The 21179-nt window shown below is 41.6% G+C and carries 25 protein-coding genes and 1 tRNA gene; 19 read left to right on the plus strand and 7 right to left on the minus strand.

Going from position 1 to position 21179, the window contains the following annotated elements; genetic code table 11:
• Window positions 1–22: 22 nt before the first annotated feature.
• Genes GACE_RS02395 through GACE_RS02420 form a run of 6 tightly spaced genes read right to left on the minus strand, consistent with a single transcriptional unit; the run spans window position 23 to window position 5688 of the window.
• Window positions 23–775, minus strand: coding sequence for a DUF7289 family protein (locus GACE_RS02395; RefSeq protein ID WP_048090886.1), 753 nt, complete (start codon window positions 773–775; stop codon window positions 23–25).
• A complete protein-coding gene (locus GACE_RS02400; protein ID WP_048090887.1) occupies window positions 772–1476 on the minus strand; it encodes a DUF7289 family protein in 705 nt (234 codons plus the stop codon). The genes GACE_RS02395 and GACE_RS02400 overlap by 4 nt, the downstream gene beginning before the upstream one ends.
• Entirely contained in the window at window positions 1473–3896 is a 2424-nt protein-coding gene (locus GACE_RS02405; RefSeq protein WP_084063649.1) for a VWA domain-containing protein, read from the minus strand. The genes GACE_RS02400 and GACE_RS02405 overlap by 4 nt, the downstream gene beginning before the upstream one ends.
• Window positions 3865–4278, minus strand: a complete 414-nt coding sequence (locus GACE_RS02410) for a hypothetical protein (RefSeq protein ID WP_048090889.1) — start codon at window positions 4276–4278, stop codon at window positions 3865–3867. Before GACE_RS02410 ends, GACE_RS02405 begins: the two co-directional genes overlap by 32 nt.
• A 2-nt stretch (window positions 4279–4280) precedes the next feature.
• Window positions 4281–4814 (minus strand): DUF7288 family protein, encoded by a 534-nt coding sequence (locus tag GACE_RS02415; protein ID WP_148305901.1) that lies wholly within the window; start codon window positions 4812–4814, stop codon window positions 4281–4283.
• Window positions 4786–5688, minus strand: a complete 903-nt coding sequence (locus GACE_RS02420; protein WP_048090891.1) for a hypothetical protein — start codon at window positions 5686–5688, stop codon at window positions 4786–4788. Before GACE_RS02420 ends, GACE_RS02415 begins: the two co-directional genes overlap by 29 nt.
• A gap of 212 nt (window positions 5689–5900) precedes the next feature.
• Here GACE_RS02420 and GACE_RS02425 point away from each other — a divergent pair.
• From GACE_RS02425 to GACE_RS02435, 3 genes are all read left to right on the plus strand, one after another.
• Window positions 5901–5984 (plus strand) — tRNA-Leu (locus tag GACE_RS02425).
• A 251-nt stretch (window positions 5985–6235) separates the two neighbouring features.
• Window positions 6236–6487 carry a type II toxin-antitoxin system HicB family antitoxin gene (locus GACE_RS02430; protein WP_048090893.1) on the plus strand — a complete coding sequence of 84 codons (252 nt, stop codon included), beginning with the start codon at window positions 6236–6238 and terminating at the stop codon, window positions 6485–6487.
• A 249-nt stretch (window positions 6488–6736) separates the two neighbouring features.
• Window positions 6737–7087, plus strand: coding sequence for a hypothetical protein (locus GACE_RS02435; RefSeq protein WP_048090895.1), 351 nt, complete (start codon window positions 6737–6739; stop codon window positions 7085–7087).
• A gap of 99 nt (window positions 7088–7186) precedes the next feature.
• On the opposite strand, the gene GACE_RS02440 is transcribed toward GACE_RS02435, so the two are convergent.
• A complete protein-coding gene (locus GACE_RS02440; protein WP_048090896.1) occupies window positions 7187–8635 on the minus strand; it encodes an oligosaccharide flippase family protein in 1449 nt (482 codons plus the stop codon).
• Between the two features lie 147 nt (window positions 8636–8782).
• Here GACE_RS02440 and GACE_RS02445 point away from each other — a divergent pair, with 147 nt between their 5' ends.
• From GACE_RS02445 to GACE_RS02515, 16 genes are all read left to right on the plus strand, one after another.
• Window positions 8783–9502: a glycosyltransferase gene (locus GACE_RS02445; protein ID WP_052400188.1), complete on the plus strand. Its 720-nt coding sequence runs from the start codon at window positions 8783–8785 to the stop codon at window positions 9500–9502.
• Window positions 9503–9516: 14 nt separating this feature from the next.
• Complete coding sequence (locus tag GACE_RS02450) at window positions 9517–10596, plus strand: glycosyltransferase family 4 protein (protein ID WP_048090900.1); 1080 nt, start codon at window positions 9517–9519, stop codon at window positions 10594–10596.
• 135 nt (window positions 10597–10731) lie between these two features.
• Window positions 10732–10854 (plus strand): antitoxin VapB family protein, encoded by a 123-nt coding sequence (locus GACE_RS11865; RefSeq protein ID WP_318249269.1) that lies wholly within the window; start codon window positions 10732–10734, stop codon window positions 10852–10854.
• A gap of 158 nt (window positions 10855–11012) precedes the next feature.
• On the plus strand, window positions 11013–11327 hold the full coding sequence (locus GACE_RS02460; RefSeq protein WP_048090902.1) for a nucleotidyltransferase domain-containing protein: 315 nt from the start codon (window positions 11013–11015) through the stop codon (window positions 11325–11327).
• Entirely contained in the window at window positions 11324–11701 is a 378-nt protein-coding gene (locus GACE_RS02465) for a HEPN domain-containing protein (protein ID WP_048090904.1), read from the plus strand. The genes GACE_RS02460 and GACE_RS02465 overlap by 4 nt, the downstream gene beginning before the upstream one ends.
• A 73-nt stretch (window positions 11702–11774) precedes the next feature.
• Window positions 11775–11876, plus strand: coding sequence for a glycosyltransferase (locus GACE_RS12010; protein WP_084063746.1), 102 nt, complete (start codon window positions 11775–11777; stop codon window positions 11874–11876).
• A gap of 59 nt (window positions 11877–11935) precedes the next feature.
• Entirely contained in the window at window positions 11936–12175 is a 240-nt protein-coding gene (locus tag GACE_RS02470) for a hypothetical protein (protein WP_048090906.1), read from the plus strand.
• Window positions 12153–12581, plus strand: coding sequence for a PIN domain-containing protein (locus GACE_RS02475; RefSeq protein WP_048090908.1), 429 nt, complete (start codon window positions 12153–12155; stop codon window positions 12579–12581). The genes GACE_RS02470 and GACE_RS02475 overlap by 23 nt, the downstream gene beginning before the upstream one ends.
• On the plus strand, window positions 12578–12970 hold the full coding sequence (locus GACE_RS02480; RefSeq protein WP_052400189.1) for a glycosyltransferase: 393 nt from the start codon (window positions 12578–12580) through the stop codon (window positions 12968–12970). The genes GACE_RS02475 and GACE_RS02480 overlap by 4 nt, the downstream gene beginning before the upstream one ends.
• A complete protein-coding gene (locus GACE_RS02485) occupies window positions 12967–13917 on the plus strand; it encodes a glycosyltransferase (RefSeq protein WP_202962744.1) in 951 nt (316 codons plus the stop codon). The genes GACE_RS02480 and GACE_RS02485 overlap by 4 nt, the downstream gene beginning before the upstream one ends.
• The gene (locus GACE_RS02490; protein ID WP_048090912.1) at window positions 13898–14866 is read left to right on the plus strand and encodes a hypothetical protein; all 969 of its coding nucleotides are present in this window, start codon (window positions 13898–13900) and stop codon (window positions 14864–14866) included. The genes GACE_RS02485 and GACE_RS02490 overlap by 20 nt, the downstream gene beginning before the upstream one ends.
• A gap of 30 nt (window positions 14867–14896) precedes the next feature.
• On the plus strand, window positions 14897–15763 hold the full coding sequence (locus tag GACE_RS11145) for a class I SAM-dependent methyltransferase (RefSeq protein ID WP_052400190.1): 867 nt from the start codon (window positions 14897–14899) through the stop codon (window positions 15761–15763).
• A complete protein-coding gene (locus tag GACE_RS11150) occupies window positions 15756–16721 on the plus strand; it encodes a glycosyltransferase family 2 protein (RefSeq protein ID WP_052400191.1) in 966 nt (321 codons plus the stop codon). The genes GACE_RS11145 and GACE_RS11150 overlap by 8 nt, the downstream gene beginning before the upstream one ends.
• 5 nt (window positions 16722–16726) lie before the next feature.
• The gene (locus tag GACE_RS02505; protein ID WP_148305902.1) at window positions 16727–20434 is read left to right on the plus strand and encodes a carbohydrate binding domain-containing protein; all 3708 of its coding nucleotides are present in this window, start codon (window positions 16727–16729) and stop codon (window positions 20432–20434) included.
• A 21-nt stretch (window positions 20435–20455) separates the two neighbouring features.
• Window positions 20456–20656: an antitoxin family protein gene (locus GACE_RS02510; protein WP_048090916.1), complete on the plus strand. Its 201-nt coding sequence runs from the start codon at window positions 20456–20458 to the stop codon at window positions 20654–20656.
• Complete coding sequence (locus GACE_RS02515; protein WP_048090918.1) at window positions 20647–21114, plus strand: PIN domain-containing protein; 468 nt, start codon at window positions 20647–20649, stop codon at window positions 21112–21114. Before GACE_RS02510 ends, GACE_RS02515 begins: the two co-directional genes overlap by 10 nt.
• Window positions 21115–21179: the final 65 nt, after the last annotated feature.

Below are 21179 nucleotides of genomic sequence, written 5' to 3' on the forward strand. Positions count from 1 at the left end.
TCTTTCCGACCTCTCTGGAGCGTTACTGTATTTCTGCATATATGCTGTATTTTGCAAGCACCAGCTTATCAAAGTACATTGTAACGTTGAGAGTACTGCCGGTGAGGCTGGTTTGCAGAACCGTATTGTTGCTGTATCCTCTCAGCTCGTCGAAGTACGTTTTCCAGGCATCGGCATAGCTTGAATTTATGCTCAGATAGATGTATCCGCTCTGGTCGAATATGTTTATCTCTGTGGAGTTCAGCCCGAACATGAGTGTTACCGAGCCCTCTCCTCCTGCGGATCCGCTGCCGTTAATGGATGCAAGGGCCACGAAAACGATGGTTTCGTTGTTTACATTTTTCTTGTAGATGAAAATTCTTGGATTCGACATGATTGTGGTTTTGTCGAAGGACTTCACCCATACACCACCGTTTTCGAACGCCATTATGTAATTGGGGTAGCTGTACTCGACTCCTCCAAGGACATCTGTGGAATCAAGGACAGTCGAGTTGTTTATCACGACTCTGGTGTGCAGATTTGCGTCTGAGGATACGCTTAATGTGCCACCGCTCAGGACAATTCTCACTTCTTTCTTTGTGCTTTTTCCGTATATGACGCTTTCAACCGCATCCTGTATTTTCCTGAATCCCTGCAACATGCTTTCGAATCTCACATCCTCTTTTGCATCATTCACTTTCGAGTTGACGCTGATGTATATTGTAGTGATTGCTGAGATGACTATTCCGAAGATTATTATGAATCCCACGATCTCGGAAACACCCCTGCTGTTCATACAAACCTCACATCCACCACGTATTTGGTCAGCACCAGTCTGCTGAACGGGATCGTTACCTCAACCTCTTCATTTTCCACACTGACATTGCCGATTTTTGACAGATACCGGGACCACGCATCTGCATATTTTGTTCTTATTTCCATTGTGAGATTCCCCGATTCGTTGAAAACAAACGTCTCAGTGGAGTTGAATTTGAGAATGATCCTTGTGATTCCACCTCCCAGACCACCCCCGGCTGAACCGCTCCCCACTATCTTGAACAGGGCCACAGTTAGATTTCCGTTTTCCAGGTATATTCTGGGATGTGAAATGACCGTCTTGCCAAAAACACCCCCGTTTTCTATGGCCATTGAAAAGCCTGAACTGGTGTATTCTATGGATTTCAGATCATCGCTCATCTGCAGGACCACTCCAGTCGAATTTCTCACCGTAACTGTTACGTGTGTCTCATTGGCGACATGCAGAGAGCCACCTGAAAGGGCGAATTTGGTATTGCTCACAGGAAAAACATCCGCAGAGACCTTGGATAGCTGTTCACTAAGATAAACAAGCTGGGAAACCACATTTCGCTCCCTTATTACTTTCTGGTGCGTGTCTATCACCGGCATACCGTACAGTAGCAGGACAGAGATTGTTATGACCATCATGGCAATAATCAGTATTGCATCCAGGACATCCGAAACGCCATCATCCCTCATTTTAACACAACCTTTTCCGGACTTATTCTCGTTACATTCAGCTCTGGAACGGGCAGGTCTATGGTCGTTACATTAACTCCGGTGAATGGCCATGGCAGATATGTTACATTTGAGAGTCCAAAGACATTTGTCTGTATGAGCCCCTCCCTGCTTGGCACGACCTCAAAGCTCGTGGTCCAGGTTTCATTTATTCTTATGCTCGTCAGATTCCACTGCAGGACTGTCAGGCCGCCCGAAATGCTGATGTTGGCACCAGGCGGAGGCTGGGAGAGGGTAACGTTGGACGTCAGCACATCGGTTATGGTAACGTTCACCGCAGCCTTCTCCTTAAGCTCCTTTGCAATCTGTTCGTATATGTTCTGAAGCTCCTCTGATGTTGCCGCAAAGAAGTAGTAGTCAGGAGATGTGGCTATCTGCTGCAACAATGTTGCATTGGCGTCGCTGCCAAATCCGATTGTGTATATCAGTATGGACTCGTTGTTCACCTGAGTTTGTTTGGTGATTTCCGCTTCGTTCAAAGCCTCCTGAATTGCAAGGGTTTCAGAAGCAACGCCGTTCGATGTTATCGTGGGGTTTCCGTCTGAGAGAATAATCATGACCGGGATGTTGCCGGGAGTAGTGTTTGCCACAAGTTCCTCTCTTGCCATCTTTATTCCTCCACCTAACGGAGTTCCGCCATATGCATACAGTCCGTCTATGCTTGTGTTTGCCTGATCGGTGTTGTTGGTGAGGTACTGGTCAAGAGTAACTCTTGGAGTCCTGCCGCTGCTTCCCGCACCTCCGAAGGAGACGACTCCCACCTGATCGCTTGTTCTCAAAAACCCGTTGAATGTTTTTGCGGTTATCTTGGCAGCATCAATTTTTGCTATGTCGGCTGTGAGATAGTAATCCTGTGTGCCGTAGGGGAAGTCCGCAACCACATAGGCTGTGTAGGTTCCGCTGGCAGCATTTGTATCAGTGTAGTATTCACCACTGGAGGAGGAATACGGTCCCCTCAGGGCTCCTCCTGGCTCCTGAACCCACAGATGGAGTTCCTTGGTTCCGTTTACCGGGGTAGCTTCAATCTTGAGGTTTTCAACAGCCGGTATCTCGAATGTGGTGATTGATGCGTTGGCATCCAGTGTGAAGGTCCAGGATGCAACCTGAGTACCTGGATAGTACCACCACCACCAGAAATAGCCGTCCTTCTCAACCTCCACCGTAACGGTATCGCTGCCCGTGGGATAGTCCGCAACGACGCTGATGGTCCAGTTACCCTCCACAGGATTCTGGACAAAATACACTTCTCCATAATTCGGGAGGAAATATGGGTTGATGTACTGTGCCCTCGCAAAATCTCCATCGGGGGACTTGACCCACAGGTCTATGTCCTTCCCGCTGGATGTGTAGGCCTTAACGGTCAGACTGGAGAAGCTGCTGTCAACATTCACGTAGTTCTCCCATTTGGATGGGGTTGCGGTGCCGGTGGTTGAGTTGTAGAGAGTATATCCGTTTATTCCGTAATAATCAGGGTCCATGCTCCCCGAAACGTCAATAACGTGCATCACGCTAACGTTTCTCGCCTGTTCGATTATTCCTCCACCCCTTAGATAAATCACAATCTGAACGGGGTTGCCCGGCTCGGTGATTCCGGGTATAACATATTTGGTGGCAAAGAGGTATGGATTCAGCTCCTGACTTTGTGGTATGACTGTTATGTTGATGGTGCTGCTGTCCGAGTAACCGTAGCTGTCCCACACCGTGAGAGTTGCGGTGTATGTACCGTCAGATGAGTAGGAATGCTCCACCAGCGACTGGGACGGATTGTTTGGATCGTATTTGCTTTCATAGCTGCTCCCATCACCAAAATCCCATCTGAACCATAAATCACCCTCACCCGTCGAGAGGGTCATGTCGAAGGTTACGTTGCTCCCCACCTCAACCGTGGTTGGATATGCCAAGGCCACTGCAGTAGGCATCAGATGGCTGTATTTCGTATATTCTATTATGTGTACAGGTGTTATGCTGAAGGTTGAGCCGGCAGGCAGAACCTTCAGAGCAATGTTGTTGATCGGAATGTATTCGCTTTTTCCGGCCCTTTCGGAAGATATTTTAATGACGTATTCTCCGGATACCTGCGTGAACTCTGCCTTGAAATCGTAATCTCCGACCGTGTAGGGCATGAATACCTTTGCCCTAACGTATCCGTTTTCAGGGGCAATCAGCGAGATATCCGTCAGCTTTACAGCAATCTGGTTTCCGACGTCCTGGAACTGATTGTCCATTGCTGTGGAAACCGGTGCTTTACCAAGAAGATCGTTGAACTCAAGCGCTATAAATGAGAAGAATATCATGAGTATTACCGATAAAATCAGGTATTCCACAAGGAACGATACACCCTTCTCCGGGTTACGTGAGCTGGACTGTGATCGTTTCTTCATATTCTACCTCCGTATTGCTGAAGATTATCTTGACCGTAAACGATGTAATCGATTCGGAGCCACCAACAAAACTCTTCTTGATATCATATACATCAATGCTTGCGTATGCTCCGTGCAGAGCATACAGCGCCGTTATCTGGTTGTCAAGGCCCTTGGCCCGCTGAAGAAACGATGACGGGTCTCCGGCGTACTCGGTAAGCTCTTCCACGGCAATTCTTTTCAGATATCTGATATCGTTTTTCGGAAAGTTCAGCTGGCTGATTGAAGTTTCCGTCCCTGCCAGCAGGTTCTGGGAATATACGTAGGAAAGGCCTATCAGCAGTATTGAGATCAGAAGTGCCATCGTTATGATCAGCTGGCCCCTGTCATTCATTTCTCTCATGTCTACACCCTCCACATTATCAACCTGACCTCAAACAGAACCGGTATGTTGCTGTTAGTCCCCTCCACGTCTGTGGTGTTGATTTTGAATGGGGAGCCGTCTGCAAGTTCCCCATTTTTCAGAACCAGGTATGTGGAGGAGGTTACCGTTGTCGAGGTTGGGGTTTTGCTGGTTATGTTGTACACCTGAATTCTTCCGGTCGTCTGGTTAAGGTAGTAAACCTGAAGATTGAAATCCACATAACCGGGGAGCAGTTTTTTCAGACTGCTGATGAGCTTATCCGGCATGTATGTGCCGTTGATGTGTTTCAGGGCGTATTGAAGTGTATCTTCAGCGTTCGATTCGTTGTTGAGAATCCTGAGGGCGTCATCTCCATACTGTTTGATCTGAACGTAAACAACCTCGTCTGAAATGGGCGAGATTATCATCGTGCTCTGGAAGAGGAAATAGGCCACGCTGAGCATGAGCACTGATGCAATTATGCTCTCCAGGGTCATTATCTGACCCTTACCACACCGCAACAACGAGTTTGGCAACTATTCTCCCCCCTATATATTCTCCCGCGTTCGTTGAGATAACATATCCTCTAACGTTATGCACCTGTATATCCACGTTAACCGTTCCACTGTACTGGTTGATGTCACCTGTCAGATCGAATGTGGATATGGTTTCGTTTCCCCGCACATCTATAACATTGATACTGTTTACATCTACCCTCATCCAGGGTTCTGTTGCGGACTGATTATCATTCACGCCGGTAATCACTATGACGAATGAACCGACTGGAGCAGGGACGGCATAATTGTAGTTGACGGTGTTGGGAGTATCAAGTTTACTTGAGATTTTGGACACACTTGTGGTGTTTTCAAAGGCAATTATTCTCTCATATCTCGCAACATTTGAACCGTCAGGTATCGGCTCCCCGATCAAGAGCATTGGCTGGCTCCCGTTCATGGAGTATATCGGATTCGATGAATTGCTTGACAGCAACTGGAGAGATATATTGAACCCGAACACTCTATCCGGTGTTTTCAATCCCAGAGCCTTTCTCAACCCGTCAATTCCAGCTGACGCATATAAACTGTTCAGGGCATCGATCTTTACCGGGTCAAGCACGTTCACTTCAGAGCCCATCAGGCCCGGCCTCACCTCCACATCAGGCAGAGAGTAATAGTTCTCCCAGTCCGTCCCGTTGACACTCCCGTTGCTCCAGTAACCGGGGTCCTCAACGAGAAGTGCAGAAATTCTGTATGCAAGAGGATATAGGTATATTTCGCTCCTCTCGGAGGCAAAAATTGCGGGAACATACTGGATTATAAATACAAAACTCATGAGAAAAATCGTGAGGCCTATGAGGAGATCGAGGCTGAGCTTGCCCTCGTCGTTTCTCATTTTTTCACTGCCTTTCATTTATGGTTTATTCTCCTCCGGACAATTTTAGTTTTTTGGTTTGTTTTCCTCTCACCTGTTTTCTCTGTAAAGCTCCTGATGTGGCAAGGTTGAAGGTTCTGTGAACCACAAATTTCATAAACCATACCCGGCGAGATAATGCAGACAGATGCATAACGGACTCAGCGGTCGCATCTGTCTGGTTATACTGCTTCCCACACCCTTATGTGGGTGCGGGGGTTGCCGAGTCAGGAAAAGGCGCGGGATTGAGGGTCCCGTCCCGTAGGGGTCCGAGGGTTCAAATCCCTCCCCCCGCATTTGATTTTTCAAATGAAAATTATCCGAAGTTCTGCGAAATGATTGAGCTGAAATCCATTACGAATGACGAAAAACGCCGGTATAAGAAAGCCGTCTCTGATTTTATTAAATTCACCAATAATAATTTTGAGAATAAGTTGATTATTATTTATATAATCGAAATAAAACGGCAGTCCATTCCACTGTGATTTTTGCTTTTTATGGGTTGTCAAAGGAGACCTTTTAAACTTTTAAGAGCATACCTCTGGCTATGAGACTCTATGCAATCCTCTGGAAGGAGGGGAATCTGTTTTTCATCAAGGAGTTTTTCACCGGGTTAACTACCCAGGGAAAAACAATGGACAAAGCGGTTGAGAATATGCGAGAGGCTGTGAGAATGTATCTCGAAAGGATGCCTGAGGTGCTGGAGGAGATCGAAGAGAAAGATGTCGTTGGAGTTGTAAATATCGAAATCGATGCATTATTTGATGAAGATCCACTCGAGTCCACTGATTCACCATGATCTTGCTTTTTAAACAGGTTCCTGCGAGCCTCTGCGTTCCTTAGTTTCCATTCTGTTTTTAAGATGCTCTGCATTTTGATGGAGTTCGATGCAGGTAAAAATTTGAAATATGTCTCAATTATTTTACCTGATTCTTCCTGATGGGGTTTTAAAAACAGGATTCTGAATGACAGGATTTATGCTCAAGAATTGCCTGTGGATTTAGAAAAGAACAATAAATTTTAAAAACTCCATAAAATCCTATTAATTGTGTCATGTGTTCACGAGGGTGGAGGTAGGGACTGGGCGCGGATGCCAAATGGCATCATCAAGCCCCACCCATACTGCTGCTCCTGTGGCACGATGAAAAACGTCTCGTCAGACAGGGGGAAAAAGCTCAGCCACTTCATGATCGCCCTGTCCAGGCTGAGAAAAACTTTGCAAAAAAAGGGTCACAAGGTTTCGGATGCCCAGATAAGGCTGATCATGAAAGATCTTAGCGAGATGGATGGTTTTGGCGATACCTGGTGGATACCGTATTCGAAGCAGAAGGAAATCTTTATCTCGGTGGTGAGGAAGTACATAAAGGTCTCCAGGAGTGTCGTGGAATCCGTGCTGTGATGCCCCCGGCCAGCAGAGACCGAGCGTTGAGCGATGAGGAGGGCTGGTCGGGGTCAGCTGGAGCTATCGAGTTTTCATCTCTCCTCTGAATTTCCGGGTCTAAATGATTGAGTTGAGTCTCGAGACGAGTCTCCTCACGATCCTGACGGGTTCGGGTGGCAGAGGGGACAGCAGGATGTCGACGTCCTCCTCATCGAACAGCTTCAGGATTGAGAGAGCGATGAAATACACCGTGAATGCAATGGCTATTTCTGCAAGAGAGAGTAACCTCCCGTTTAGATGGATGCTCAAAAACACTGCTGACAGGATTGAGTATGAAACTGCAATTTTAAGCAGGTATTTCGGAGACCATTTAAAGTAAAACTTTCCCGCATAGTAGGTCAGAAGGAGGACTGCCGACGTGATTGATGCCGCAACCACCGAGATTGTGGACGATGTTACGGGATTGCTGTCCATGAGGTGGATCATAGCAACCTGAACCACTGTTGCGGTAACCAGGCATAACGCAGGAATTTCTGGTCTCTCAAATGCAACGAGATTGGAAGAAACGAGAAAGGTCAGAGATAGAAATCCGATACCTGCGGAAAGCATTCTCAGGATATCCTCACCGCCCATGTATTTTCTGCCGAAGAATATGTTGAGCCAGGTTCCCGGGTCGGCAGTCATGGAGATGCACACCGGGAACACAAAAAGGGCGACGTACTTTATCGACTGGAATGCGTATTCCTCCCTTTCGGTGTTCGAGTGGGAGGATATGTAGGGGAAAAGCACGGTTATTAACGCGGAAGTGATGAAAAACGGCCCCCTCGCTATCGTCAGGGCAGCATTGTAGTCTCCCGCAAGAGCATCGCTGCCGCTGAACCACCTCATGAAGATTATGCTGGAGTTGATGATGAAGTTGATCCCCAGGAAAATAATTGAGACGAAAAACGTCTCACGGATCATGTTACCGGAGAAACCTCTGGACTGTGGCAGCTCAAGCCTGGTTGCGTGGCAGGTCAGATAGATGAAAACCGCTACGCTCGAAATCAGCAGACCACCGAGGGCACCCACAGCACCCATGCCGAGGACAACCAGGATAACTGCGGTGAGAAGTTTGAGGAAAGACATCATAATGTTCGCGACCGCAATCTGGCCAAACCTCTTCACCGCCCTGAGGAGTGCGGCATAGGAATTGGTGAGTGCCGAAAGCAGCAGCACCCCCAACACCATCAGGTTGGGTATAAGGTACGTTTCCGACCTGTATGAGTAGTAAAGTACCGCCAGAGATGCAGTGACTGCGAGGGCGAGGTTCCCGGCAGTAACGGTTCTCAGAACCATAGATGCTTCGTGCGGTGATGACGCTATCCTCCTCGTCCCGCTCCACGAAAATGTATTCTGTGTCAGGACGGAAGTGATGTAAAGTATTGCAAGCGCAACACCGAGGACTCCGAATTCCTGCTTCGGCAGCAGTATCCCCATGACCACCTGGTAGAGGTAGTTGAACAGTGTACCTACCACCAGTGCCGAAGTCATGATATAGCTGTACTTGGCGATCTCCTGCTTCACGGTGCTGATAAAATGTTAAGTGAATATATTGTTTTTGTAAAAATTTATGTGATTCTGAATTTATAGTATGTATATTGACGAAGGCGTTTATAATAGTGTCGTATGTCCTACAATTGCCAGCGGTCTGGCTTTGATAGAGGGATGTTTATGGAGATGATTTCTGCAATTCTTCCGGCTTACAATGAAGAGGATATTATCGAGAATGTGCTGCATGAAACTGCGAGAACATTAAACTGGATAACCAGCAGATGGGAAATTTTGGTCGTGGATGATGGCAGTATCGATTCAACCCCTGAGATTGTAAAAAAATTTGCAAAAACGGACAACAGGGTGAAGATCTTATCATACGGTAAGAATATGGGCAAGGGTTTTGCCTTGAGATATGGCTTCCAGCACTCGCGCGGAGACCTGGTAATCTTTATGGACGCAGATCTTGAGCTGCATCCGAGGAAGATAATCGAATTTATTGAAATAATGAGAGAAGAGGGAGCCGATATCGTGGTCGGATCAAAAAGACATCCGAAATCTAAGGTAGCGTACCCCCTCAAGCGAAAAATTCTAAGCAATGTTTATTTTTTGCTGGTTAAAATTTTGTTCGATCTCGATGTAAAGGACACGCAGACCGGTTTGAAGTTGTTTAAGAGGGATGTTCTTGCGGATGTTATACCAAGGATTCTGGTAAAAAGGTATGCTTTTGATGTTGAGTTGCTTGCGAACTCTGTCAGGAGAGGATATAAAATTGTAGAAGCGCCCGTAGAACTGAACTTCAGACATAACAGCCACGTCAACTGGAAGGAAGTATGGAAGATCCTTGTCGATACGATGGCCATAGCGTACAGGATGCATATAAAACGGTATTATGATTGAAATCCGGTGTCGGTATGGATATGCTGTGGTTCAACTGGAGGGACATAGGAAATCCCGAAGCCGGAGGGGCTGAGGTTTACACTCATGAGATTGCAAAGAGACTGGTAGGAAAAGGATATTCGGTAACCCTATTCACATCCAAATTTGAAGGCTGCAGAAAAGAAGAGGTTATCGACGGAGTTAGAGTCGTAAGGGGTGGCGGGAAGTATGCTGTGTACCGGAAGGCCAAAGAATTTTACAAGAAAAACGGTAGCAAATTTGACGTGATAATTGACGAAATAAACACGAGACCTTTCCTGACTCCTCGGTTTGTTGATGGGCATAAAATTATAGCTCTGATACACCAGCTGGCAAGGGAGTTCTGGTTTTATGAGACTCCCTTTCCCGTAAATCTAATTGGCTATTATATTTTGGAGAAAAGGTGGCTGAAGAGTTATTCAGACATACCCACGATTACAGTTTCAAACTCCACAAAAGGGGATCTGGAGAGTTTGGGATTCAAGAGGGTTTTTATAGTTCACAACGGACTGAATGTCGAGCCAGTTGACAGAGTTCCAGAAAAATCCGAGAGACCGACCGTAATTTACGTTGGAAGGATGAAGAGAGCAAAGAAACCCCAGGATGTTATCGACGCGTTTAGGGTGGTCAGGACGGAAGTGAGGGATGCAGAGCTCTTGATGGTGGGAGACGGATATCTAAGGAGAAAGCTGGAATCCGTGACCGGAGATGTCAAATTTTTCGGATATGTTGACAGGAAGACAAGGGATGACCTGGTAAAAAAAGCGTGGGTTATTGCGGTTCCCGGGGTAAGGGAAGGGTGGGGACAGGTAGTTACGGATGCAAACGCTCTGGGAACGCCCGCAGTTGGATACAACATCCCCGGTTTGAGGGATTCAATAAAACACGGATATAACGGGCTTTTAGTCGATAGCTCACCTGAAGCGATGGCAGGGGGCATAATCGAAGTGTTAGTAGATGATGAGCTGAGGGAAAAGTTAAGCAGAAATGCCATTGAATGGGCCAAGCAGTTCAGCTGGGACAGGAGTGCCGAGGAGTTTGAGAGGGTCATCGAGGAAGTCATCCGGCAGAGCTGAAAACCATGTTGCTGGCTGAAGTTCGAATACGGTAATTCAACAACCATCGTGGTATCAAAATTCGTAGACAGATGAAAGTTGCGTGTTTTGTGAAAAGGGCATATATTCGTGTCTCTATACACTACACATTAATGCATGAAGACGATTTCAATAAGGGATGATGTTTACAACAAGCTCGCGGATATGAAGGAAGGGAAAGAAAGCTTCAGCGATGTGGAGGAAGAACACCAACATCAAAAAGGTATTTCGGGGCTTTGAAGGATAGCGAGGTTCTCGACGGGATTGAAAAGAGTCTGGAACTGTTGAAATCGCTGAGGGATTTGGAGCCAAGGTATATCAGCTCCGATTGTGAGAGAGCCAAGAATGGGCTTGGGAAGGGCGAAAAGGTAAATACGTTTTGAGGGGATTATAATTTGATGAAGGAGAAGATAAGAGAAACAATTCTGGAAGTGGCTGAAAAGTTCGGGATAAAGGTAGACAGGATAATCCTGTTCGGTTCGAGAGCGAGAGGAGATTACCGAGAGGATTCGGATTGGGACATTTTGATTGTCAGCAAGACTGAGATTGATAGAAATACTGAGAGGAAGTTTCTTTACGAATGTGTTTTGAAATTACTGGACTTAAAAGTCGATGCGGAACCTATGGTAGTCAGTAAGAGCTATTACCTTAAACACAAAGATGTTTTCGGCGACATCTGCGGTATGGCAACATCAGAGGGTGTGGTTATATGATTGTCGAAAAAGCAAGGGAGTGGTTGAAAAAGGCTGAGACTGATCTAAAAGTTGCAAACATATTAATTAGAGAAGGAATCTACGATTACTCATTATTTCACTCCCAACAAGCGGTTGAAAAATACCTCAAAGCATTCCTGACTTATCACAACAAACCGTTTGGAAAAACTCATAACATTCCTTTACTCTTAAGTTTATGCGCGGAGATCGATCAAAGCTTCGAGGATCTGCTTAAGCTCGATTTTTCCATTTTATTTCCACTCGGTGTTACGATCAGATATCCCATAGGTCGGGAAGTAACGGAAGATGAGGCGAAAGAGGCAATTGAGATAGCTGAGAAGGTTAGAGAGTTCATTTTGAGGAAGACAGGATAGCTCCGATGGTGTCATTGGGAATCAGCTGGTATCTGTTGTTATCCCAACCTGCAATTCCGGATGAACTCTTGAGCTGTGTCTGAAATCCGCAGTCAGCCGGAGCTATGGCGATAGTGAAATAATAGTTGTTGATAGATTCTCCGAAGATGGAACTGTCGAAATTGCAGAAAATTGATACTAAAATCAACGAACGAATTCGGAAAGAATATAAGTCTACAGAACGTCATTTAAGGTATGGCTGAATTGAAAATTAGAGTTCCCGAAGATTTGAAGAAGAAGATGGAAAAATTCGGAGTTGACTGGTCACCGGCGATAAGGAAAATGATCGAAAGGGAAATTCAAAATCTGACCGAGATCGAGAGAATAATATCCAGGAGCAAGATGACTGAAGAAGATGCCTTAGAACTCGGCGAGAATATCAGTAAATCGATTGCCGAGAGGTTCAGAAAGCATGTTACTGGTGATCGACGCTAATGTTGTATTTGCCGCTCTTATAGCCAGAGGAGGAACGTTCAGAGTTTTTGTAATGAACAAGATTCTGAGGAAATTCCGTTTCATAGCTCCAGAGTATCTGTTCATCGAAATTCGTGAGCATTTTGACGAAATACTCAAAAAGACTAAACTTTCTCAAGAAGAACTGGAAGTTGTTTTGGATTTTCTAGAGGAGCAGATAGAGGTAGTTCCGTTTGAAGAGTTTGAGGACGAGTATGATGTAGCCAGAAGGATTTCTCCTGATCCGGACGACGTTCCTTACTTCGCACTCGCACTAAAATTGAACTGTGCAATTTGGTCGAATGATAGAAAGTTAGAAGAGCAGGACATCGTTAAAGTCTATACGACGCGGGATATAATACAGATGCTTAGGATGGAGGAGAAATGAAGGTTTCAGTAATAATTCCAACTTACAATTCCGGGAGAACTTTAAGGTCATGCTTGGAGTCTATAAAAAACCAGAGCTATAGAAATATTGAAATAATAATCGTGGACAGATTCTCCAGCGATAAGACTGCTGAAATCGCAAAGGAATATGAAGCCAGGGTTTATCAACTGGATTGCGAAAGAGCAAAAGCCAAGAACTTCGGGCTGAGAAGGGCGAGAGGGAGGTATGTCATGTTCGTGGACTCGGACATGGAGCTGATGCCTGACGTTGTGAAAGAGTGCGTTGAGCTGGCCGGGATGGACAACAAAACAGGCGGGGTGATCATTCCGGAGCGGTCGGTTGGTGAGGGGTTCTGGGTGAGGGTCAGGGATTTTGAGAGGTTGAAATGAACATGAATGATTTGCCTTTGGTTTCAGTGGTTATTCCTACGCACAATCGAAAGGAGAAGTTGATCAGATTGATAGAGTCCATTTTGAGAAGTAGCTATCCGAAGGAAAAGTTGGAGATAGTAGTGGTGGATGATGCATCTACCGACGGAACATACGAGGAGATTAAGAAAAAATTTCCAGATGTTAAAGTCGTTAGAAACGAGAGAGAGTTATACCTTGCAGGTTCGAGGAATGTTGGCATAAGACACGCCAGCGGAAGGCATATACTTTTGGTGGATGACGATAATGTCGTTGATGAAAATTGTATTTTCGAATTGGTCAGAACTTTGCAAAGCGATGGTAAAATTGGAATCGTAGCTCCTATAATGTATTATTTGAAACAGCCAAATCGTATCTGGTGTGCGAGTGTTAGAAGGAATATGATCACATCTTTGACAAAGATCGTAGGAAGGGACGAGATAGACAACGGGCAGTATAGGGCTTTAATAGAGTCCAACGATTTCCCAAACGCTTTAATGGTTAAAAGGAAGGTTATAGAGATGGTAGGTTTATTGGATAATAAGCTCTTTCCTATTCATTATGATGAAGCAGATTTTGGGGAAAGAGTAAGAAGAGCAGGATATATAGTGGTTTGCAATCCTGAGGCAAAAATCTGGCATGACATACCATTGCCAGAAGAAGTGGAAGAGAAGGCAAGGCTCTTTCACTGTCACAGCGAGTTGAGAGCTTACTATTGCGGTAGAAATAGAATAATATTCCACAAAAAATATTCGAAATGGTGGCAGTTTCTGATTTTCATTTCTATTTTCAATTGGTTGTTTACGCTGTATTACTTAAGGGTGATTTTATTTGGCTTAAGGAAACCGTTCAAGGAAAGGTTGAAAATTGCAAAGGCTTATTTGAGAGGGGTTATGGAGGGGATGAAGTATGCTTTCCAAAATATATGACAGTATTATGAACGTGCTAACCACTATTTTATTTGGTCCAACTAAAAGTACAGATAATGTGTTTAATCTGAATTGGGACTACCTTATAATATTAGATGCTTGCCGGTACGATGTATTTAGTAAAGTCTATAAAGTATTTTTCTCTTCAAACATTAAATTTGAGAAAATAATTTCTCTCGGATCAATGACAGCAGAATTTGTAGGGAATTGTTTTAGTGATAAAGAAGTTCTGAGAAAAATGCAAGATGTTGTATTCATAAATTCTAATCCTGTTGTTGATAAAACTCTCTCCAATTTAGGAGTAGATCCCAAAAAGGTATTCTACAAATATATCCCTGTATGGAAAAAATATTGGGATTATAATATCGGAACTGTAATGCCGGAAAATGTATATAATGTAGCATTAAGAACGTATATAAATTATCCAAACAAAAGAATGATAATATGGTTTTTACAGCCACATTTTCCATATCTTGATGAGAAATTTAAACATTTAAATGATATTGGGAAGGAATTTATGAATAAATCTCTATTAAATAATTCTGAAAATAATTTTATAATTCTTCTTAGAATATTAAAAAGAATAATTACAAAAGGTTACCTATCGGCAGGAATACCCGAAAAGTTAAGTGAGTATATGAGACATAATTCAGCAGATGTTTGGAGAGCATATACGTCTAATTTACTATCAGCTCTGAAGTATGTAAAAAAGCTTGCAGAAATTTTACCTGGAAAAATAATAATTACATCAGATCATGGCGAATCTTTTGGAGAGCGTTTAACTAAATTACTACCTATGGAGATATATGGACATCCGTCGAGAATTAGAATGCCCTCATTAATTGAAGTTCCATGTCTTGAAGTTGAGAACAATATTTCTCAAAAAGAATCTATTAGAAAAGCGTATCGTGATTTATTATATTCTTGTATTGTTGTTAAGGAAAGATGAAGAATTCAAAAACATAGAGGTGGTCCTAATATGATGAAGCATTTGTTTAAAGGGAAATTAGGGAACTCAAAAAGAAATCTTATAAAAGCAGGTCAAATAAACAGAGAACAACTACACAAAAAATTAATGGAGTATTACAATAAAAACAAGAAGTATTATGAAAATATGCTACTTTCTGCACCTTTTGAAAGCTATAGAATGTATATGGACTACTTAAAACCGGAAAGTGGTAAAAAAGTTCTAGATGTGGGATGTGGTGTAGGTACTGTTGTTCACCACCTATCTGAACAAGGATTTGAAGCTTATGGTATTGATGTTTCCCCCATAGCTATAGAGATTGCCAGAAAAAGTGGGTCCGGAACATTTAAAGTATATGATGGAAAAAAATTTCCGTTTCCTAATAACTACTTTGATTCTGCTGGCTGTAAAGATACTCTCGAACATACAGTATATCCTGAACATTTATTGGATGAAATGATAAGAGTTGTTAAACCCGGAGGAAAGATAGTCATTAGTTGTCCAAACTTTTTTAGAGTTATTGGATTCTATGAACATCATCCATTAATGTCGGGATTGAGAAACAGATTATTGAATTTTTTCCTATTGGCTGAAAAGTATATTGCTTACAGGTTAAGTAAAAAAGAAAAAATAGAGTTTATGTTTATTGACCCTATTTTGGATGAGTCACCAGCTCCAGATAAAGATGCTGTATTTGCTACGAATCCCATAGATATAATTTTCTATTTAAAATATAAGGATGGAGAGATTATATATTACTCTGGCAACAATAATTATTGTAAAAATAAATTATTAAATGAAATTAGTGATTTTCCTATTATAAAAAGTTTTACAGGCTCCTTCTTTATCGTGGCAAAAAAGGTGAAAAACTATGACTAGCGAACCATCTTCAGTCTCAATAGTTATCCCAACACACAATAGGAAGGATAAGCTAATTAGATTGATAGAGTCAATTTTACAAAGTAATTATCCAAAAGAAAAGTTGGAGATAATTGTTGTAGATGATGCTTCTACAGATGGAACTTATGAAGAACTTACTAAAATATTTAGTGATTTAATTAAGGAAAGAAAATTAAAGATAATACGAAATAAAAGAGATAGGTACTCAACATACTGTAGAAATATTGGAGTTAAGTATTCTCATGGTGAATATATTTTCTTAATTGACGATGATAATATCGTCGATAAAAGTTGTATTCTTGAATTAGTTAAAACCTTTAAGCAAAATGATAAAATTGGCATGGTTTGTCCATTAAATCTCTGGAAAAAAGAACCTGATGTTATTATAGCTATAGGAGGCAAAATACCTATTTTATGGAGAAGACTATTTTCAAGAGACAAGTATAAAAAATTAATAGGAAAAAGAATAAATTTCGTTAATTTGCCTGACACCATCGAAAACTGCGATTTCTGTCCTAATGCTTTTATGATCAAAAAAGATTTGGCCTTGAAAACATTGCCTGATAGCGATCTTTTCCCTCACAATTGGGGAGAAGTAGAGTGGGGAGTAAAAGTAAAACAATTAGGATATGAAATTATCTGCAACACTAAGGCTATAGTTTGGCATGATATTAATAATCCTTATAGAATTATAACAAGAATCGATAATGAATTCAAAGCTTACGATATAGCAAAAACGCGTATTATTTTTGTAAGGAAATATGGGGTTGTAATTGACAAGATTTTGCTTTTCATCACACTTCTCTTATATATTGTAGGGTATATTATAATCGCTCTGAAAAGTTCAAGAAGTAGATCAAAAAGAACTATTATAGGAGCAATACTGGAAGGTACTACTCACGGGTTATTTTATGACTTTAATAATTTAAAAAGGTGAAAAATATGGTGAAAAAACTAATGATGATTAAAAATTGGTATCTTTTAATCTCATTATCATTTTTGTATGCTTTACTGAGCAAATGGTGGTTGATTTCAGCACTAGCACATAATCACACAAGTATAGTATTTCTTCAAGGTGCAAAACCTGTAGCAGCACCAGCCTACTATACCTTCAACAATCTTTTTTATACATGGTTATCAGTCATGAGTAGACCTATGTATCCTCTATCTTTTTACAATCCTATCAATCTAATTTATGTTTTTCCGTCCATATATTCGTGGATACTATATGAGTGTATGTTTCCTTGGTTAGGAGGTTTACTATTTAGCATTTTTATAGTTGTATTTATTAAATATATTGAAAAAATAAATTCTTCATACTTTGATATCACCTATGTATTGTTTAGTGGGTTTATAGGTGGTTTTATTTATGAAACAATTCTACTATCACCATGGTTGGATATTTGGACTAAAGCTTTTGTATCCCTAGTTCCATTAATTTTAATATTTGCAATGCTAGCTTTAGATAAAATAAAAGAAGGTAAATTTCCAATAAAATGTGCATTATTTACTGCTGTAGCAATTACTTTTGTTTATGATATTAGAATTACTCTAGCATCAATAATTGTTATTTTTATATTGAGCATTCTAATTTTATTTATTTTAGATAAAAAAGCATACATAGAAAAAAGTAAAAGATGGGTTTTATTTTTATCTGTTGTATTCATAATTACTGGGACAATGAGAATACTTTCCGCTATTATTCCAATGTTTTCTAAAACTGAAAATCCTTTTGGAGGTTTTAGAACTCTAACTTTACCAGTTATTGTTGGCAACTACGATTTAGTATCGGTATTTGGATTGCCTTTTCCTTTAATAAAAGAGTATGTAATGGTCTATTGCATATTTCTAATATTTCTGACTTTAATACTATCAAGTCTTTTATTAATAAGAGATAAATACATAAAGAAAACTATCCTGTTTCTAATGATCCCTATAGTTTTTGTAATTTCTGTTATTTGGGTTTATTCACCCTTCAAATTTATTCATAAAATGCTTACTGAGATTGTTATATTAGGCATAGATGTTGGTGTAATGTTTAGAACTCCTCGTTTCTTCATAACGATAACTGGCACATTAGTCTCATTGATTGCGGGATTGTTAGCTTACTATATATGGAAACGGAAATTAAAATATCTCCAAGCATTACTAGTAGTTTTTATTGTATTAATAGGTGGGTTAAATATATATTTAAACAATAATGAGCAAATTAAACCATTAGCCCAAAGAGTCAGTATTTTACCTAAGGATTACCAAGATGTTTATTACGAACTAAAACAGTTAGTAAATGAAAGTGATGTGAGAGTACTGTATATTCTCAGAACTGGAAAATATGAAGTAGAAAGACCACCATGGCTGAAAAGTATATGTTGGGGGATATTGGAAAAATCCTTCAATATATTGACTTATTTCTACTATGGCAGACCAATGGAATATTTATATAGATTTATAATGAAAGAGGGGATAGACGGTAACACTCAACCAATTAGCACAATCCTATCTTACTTAGATGTAAAATATCTAATAGTAACTACTGACTATAAATTCAAAAGCATGAGAGAAAAATCTATAAAAATAATTAATTATTTATCCAATTCTTCGTACTTTGAAGAAAAATGGAACAATACAAAAATATTTATATTTGAAATTAAAAGACCGGTAAACGGACATTTTTATGTTTCTTCTTGCCCATTTATTCTTATTAGCGGTGGATATTCATCATTATCTACTGTAATAAATAGTGGCACACTGAATAATGATAATGGAATACTATTTTCTGATCAAATAATTCCATTAGAAGCTTTAGATAAAAATAAAATTGGAACGATAACAACTGTAAAAGGTAGAGACACTATAAATGACTTAATCACCCAACTGGTATATTGGAAGAAAGTTAATGGTATTATTGTAGTGCCTTCTAAGTTCACACTTGGGATAGATAAAAGCAAGTGGCACCCCTTCTTTATAGCTAATCCTCATCATGGAGAGTGGGAAGTGTTTTACATTTGGCCATTCAAAGGTAATGTAAAGTATGAATTTGACTTTAGAAATGATTGGGGATTCGTTGGGGCTACTAAACCCGGACAAAAACTAGATATCCCTATAACGATTAAAGAGGGACGGAAATATATAATATTAATAAGATATTTAGGGAACGCTGAAGGTGGAAAATTCGCAATAAAGATAAATAATAACTCATTGACCACAATTAATACTTTTGATAAAACAAATAGTTTTAAATGGGCACTTATTCAATATGATTTTCCTAAAAAAGGTGAATATAGCCTTACAATAAAAAATATAGGAGGTAGAAATGCCATAAATATAATACTTTCAATCCCTGAAAAAGAATACTACAGAGCAAAGCAGGAAGTGGAAAAACTCCTGCAGAACAAAACCATAATCTACCTCTTTGAAGCTGAATCCGACCTGTACAGGGGTGATGCAAAGATTATCAAGGACTTCAACGCCAGCAACGGCGAAATGCTCTCATTCGGTAAAAACGACAGGGCATGGCAGGATGTGGAAATGATAAAGCCCGGAACGTACAGGCTTGCGCTGAAGGGAATGGGGGAGTTCAGGGTCAGGATTGGCGATGAGGTATTCACGCTGAAGCCTGAGGGAAACTTCTCTTACACTCCGCCCTTCCACCTGGATAAGGGTGACCACAGGCTTGAGATAGCTCCGCTGAATGTCAGAAACATCCTGCAAAACCCGTCATTCGAGGATGTGTTTGCCGGGCTGCCGGAGAGCTGGAATATCGGCAACACTAAGGACTTCAAAATAGGCTTTGACAGAGGTTATGACGGAAACTACAGCTTAAAAGTCTCGACCTCAACAACCGGGAAAAGATGGAGCTGGATAAGGAGCGAGCCTATGGATGTTGAGCCGGGCAGAGATTATCTGATCACAACCCACATGAAATACCGGAACGTCAAGGCATCACACGTGAAGCTTGAGGCGTACTATCCTGAAGAGAACAGATGGAGACAGCTAACCCCGTTCATACCGGGTGGAAAATCCGGAACCTCTGCCTGGCAGAAGTATTCGGCAATAATAAAGATCCCCGAAAATGCAACAGAGATAAGGGTTGTATTGAACGCCGGCTGGGTTCTCGATGAAGGCAAAGGGGAAGCCATAACCTGGTTCGACGACATAAGCGTTATCCCACTCGATGAGGCTCCAAAGCTCGATGTTGTATGGCTGTACTCCACAGAAACCAACCAGACAGTGGAGGGGCTGTTTGAGGTCAAAGAAAGGCCGGCTGAGGTGGTAAACTACACGAAAATCAACCCCACCCTGTGGAAGGTTAAAGTTAACGCAACAAAACCCTTCATGCTGAGCTTTGCTGAAGCATACGATCCATTGTGGGAGGCGAGAATATACAGGGATGGAGTAAAGGTTGGGACTGTTAAGTCCATCCCTCTATACTCGGTCATAAACGGCTTCTGGATCAACGAAACCGGCAACCTTGAAATAGTCATCCGCTACAAACCCCAGGACTGGTTTGAGATTGGGTTGATGATTTCCGGATTAACTTTCGCCGGTTGCATTGGCTATCTTTTCTTTGACTGGAGGAGGGAGAAAGGGGATGGTTGGGCTTTAAAGGTTCAAAACAGAGTTAAGAAGTTCAGGTGGAAACTATTTTAAATTCCAAATCAATCATAAAACATGCCTAAGGTGATTGAAGTCATCTACGAAAACGGAGTTTTCAAGCCTCTCGGAAAGTTAGAGTTGCCAGAAGGAGCAAAGTTACTGGTGTTTGTCGAGGATTTTAGTGAAATTGACAGCATATCCATCAGAACCAAAGAGATAGCTGGTGAAGCGTCTGGAAAAAAAATTCTTGAAGTGCTGGGAGATGTATGGATGTAATGGATGTGATCTACCTCGATTCCGGAGTACTGGTAGAGCTCCTGCTTGGGAAAGATGTGAAAAGGCAGAAAATAAAGTCAATAATAGCTGGAAAAAAGCGCTCTACTTCTGTTATATCTTTTGGTGAGGTGTTGTACGTTACTGTAGCTCTAAGCACTGAGAGGTATTACGGAAATAGAGGGCGTAATAATGTGAAAAGATTCATAAAAGAGAGACACGATGAATATCTATCCCTTTACAATAGCGTTTATCGCTTGCATTCTTTACTTAATCTGGATATATTGCCCCATCCAAAATTTGAGGGATTGCGGAAATTAATTGAAAGATATATTCTCCTCCCTCGAGACCTTATACACATGGCAAGTGCAATCGAAAACAACTGCAACTATTTCCTTACACTGGATAGTGACTTTAAACAAATTGATGAAAACATAGATATAATTGTTATTGAAGACTAAACCTTCCAAACTGTTCTTGGATAGCAGGAACAATCGGCAATCTTAACCTCATCCTTCAAACTCCA

Source organism: Geoglobus acetivorans (assembly GCF_000789255.1).
Lineage (GTDB): Archaea > Halobacteriota > Archaeoglobi > Archaeoglobales > Archaeoglobaceae > Geoglobus > Geoglobus acetivorans_B.

Excerpts from the sequence above, each read along its gene's own strand:
- GACE_RS11145 (WP_052400190.1), top strand. The coding sequence starts at position 14,897 with ATGATGAAGCATTTGTTTAAAGGGAAATTAGGGAACTCAAAAAGAAAT.
- GACE_RS02445 (WP_052400188.1), top strand. The coding sequence starts at position 8,783 with ATGGAGATGATTTCTGCAATTCTTCCGGCTTACAATGAAGAGGATATT.
- GACE_RS02410 (WP_048090889.1), bottom strand. The coding sequence starts at position 4,278 with ATGAGAGAAATGAATGACAGGGGCCAGCTGATCATAACGATGGCACTT.
- GACE_RS02450 (WP_048090900.1), top strand. The coding sequence starts at position 9,517 with ATGGATATGCTGTGGTTCAACTGGAGGGACATAGGAAATCCCGAAGCC.
- GACE_RS02395 (WP_048090886.1), bottom strand. The coding sequence starts at position 775 with ATGAACAGCAGGGGTGTTTCCGAGATCGTGGGATTCATAATAATCTTC.
- GACE_RS02490 (WP_048090912.1), top strand. The coding sequence starts at position 13,898 with ATGCTTTCCAAAATATATGACAGTATTATGAACGTGCTAACCACTATT.
- GACE_RS02405 (WP_084063649.1), bottom strand. The coding sequence starts at position 3,896 with ATGAAGAAACGATCACAGTCCAGCTCACGTAACCCGGAGAAGGGTGTA.
- GACE_RS11150 (WP_052400191.1), top strand. The coding sequence starts at position 15,756 with ATGACTAGCGAACCATCTTCAGTCTCAATAGTTATCCCAACACACAAT.
- GACE_RS02400 (WP_048090887.1), bottom strand. The coding sequence starts at position 1,476 with ATGAGGGATGATGGCGTTTCGGATGTCCTGGATGCAATACTGATTATT.
- GACE_RS02475 (WP_048090908.1), top strand. The coding sequence starts at position 12,153 with ATGTTACTGGTGATCGACGCTAATGTTGTATTTGCCGCTCTTATAGCC.
- GACE_RS02515 (WP_048090918.1), top strand. The coding sequence starts at position 20,647 with ATGGATGTAATGGATGTGATCTACCTCGATTCCGGAGTACTGGTAGAG.
- GACE_RS02430 (WP_048090893.1), top strand. The coding sequence starts at position 6,236 with ATGAGACTCTATGCAATCCTCTGGAAGGAGGGGAATCTGTTTTTCATC.
- GACE_RS02465 (WP_048090904.1), top strand. The coding sequence starts at position 11,324 with ATGATTGTCGAAAAAGCAAGGGAGTGGTTGAAAAAGGCTGAGACTGAT.
- GACE_RS02505 (WP_148305902.1), top strand. The coding sequence starts at position 16,727 with ATGGTGAAAAAACTAATGATGATTAAAAATTGGTATCTTTTAATCTCA.
- GACE_RS02420 (WP_048090891.1), bottom strand. The coding sequence starts at position 5,688 with ATGAAAGGCAGTGAAAAAATGAGAAACGACGAGGGCAAGCTCAGCCTC.
- GACE_RS02480 (WP_052400189.1), top strand. The coding sequence starts at position 12,578 with ATGAAGGTTTCAGTAATAATTCCAACTTACAATTCCGGGAGAACTTTA.
- GACE_RS02510 (WP_048090916.1), top strand. The coding sequence starts at position 20,456 with ATGCCTAAGGTGATTGAAGTCATCTACGAAAACGGAGTTTTCAAGCCT.
- GACE_RS02485 (WP_202962744.1), top strand. The coding sequence starts at position 12,967 with ATGAACATGAATGATTTGCCTTTGGTTTCAGTGGTTATTCCTACGCAC.
- GACE_RS02470 (WP_048090906.1), top strand. The coding sequence starts at position 11,936 with ATGGCTGAATTGAAAATTAGAGTTCCCGAAGATTTGAAGAAGAAGATG.
- GACE_RS02460 (WP_048090902.1), top strand. The coding sequence starts at position 11,013 with ATGAAGGAGAAGATAAGAGAAACAATTCTGGAAGTGGCTGAAAAGTTC.
- GACE_RS11865 (WP_318249269.1), top strand. The coding sequence starts at position 10,732 with ATGAAGACGATTTCAATAAGGGATGATGTTTACAACAAGCTCGCGGAT.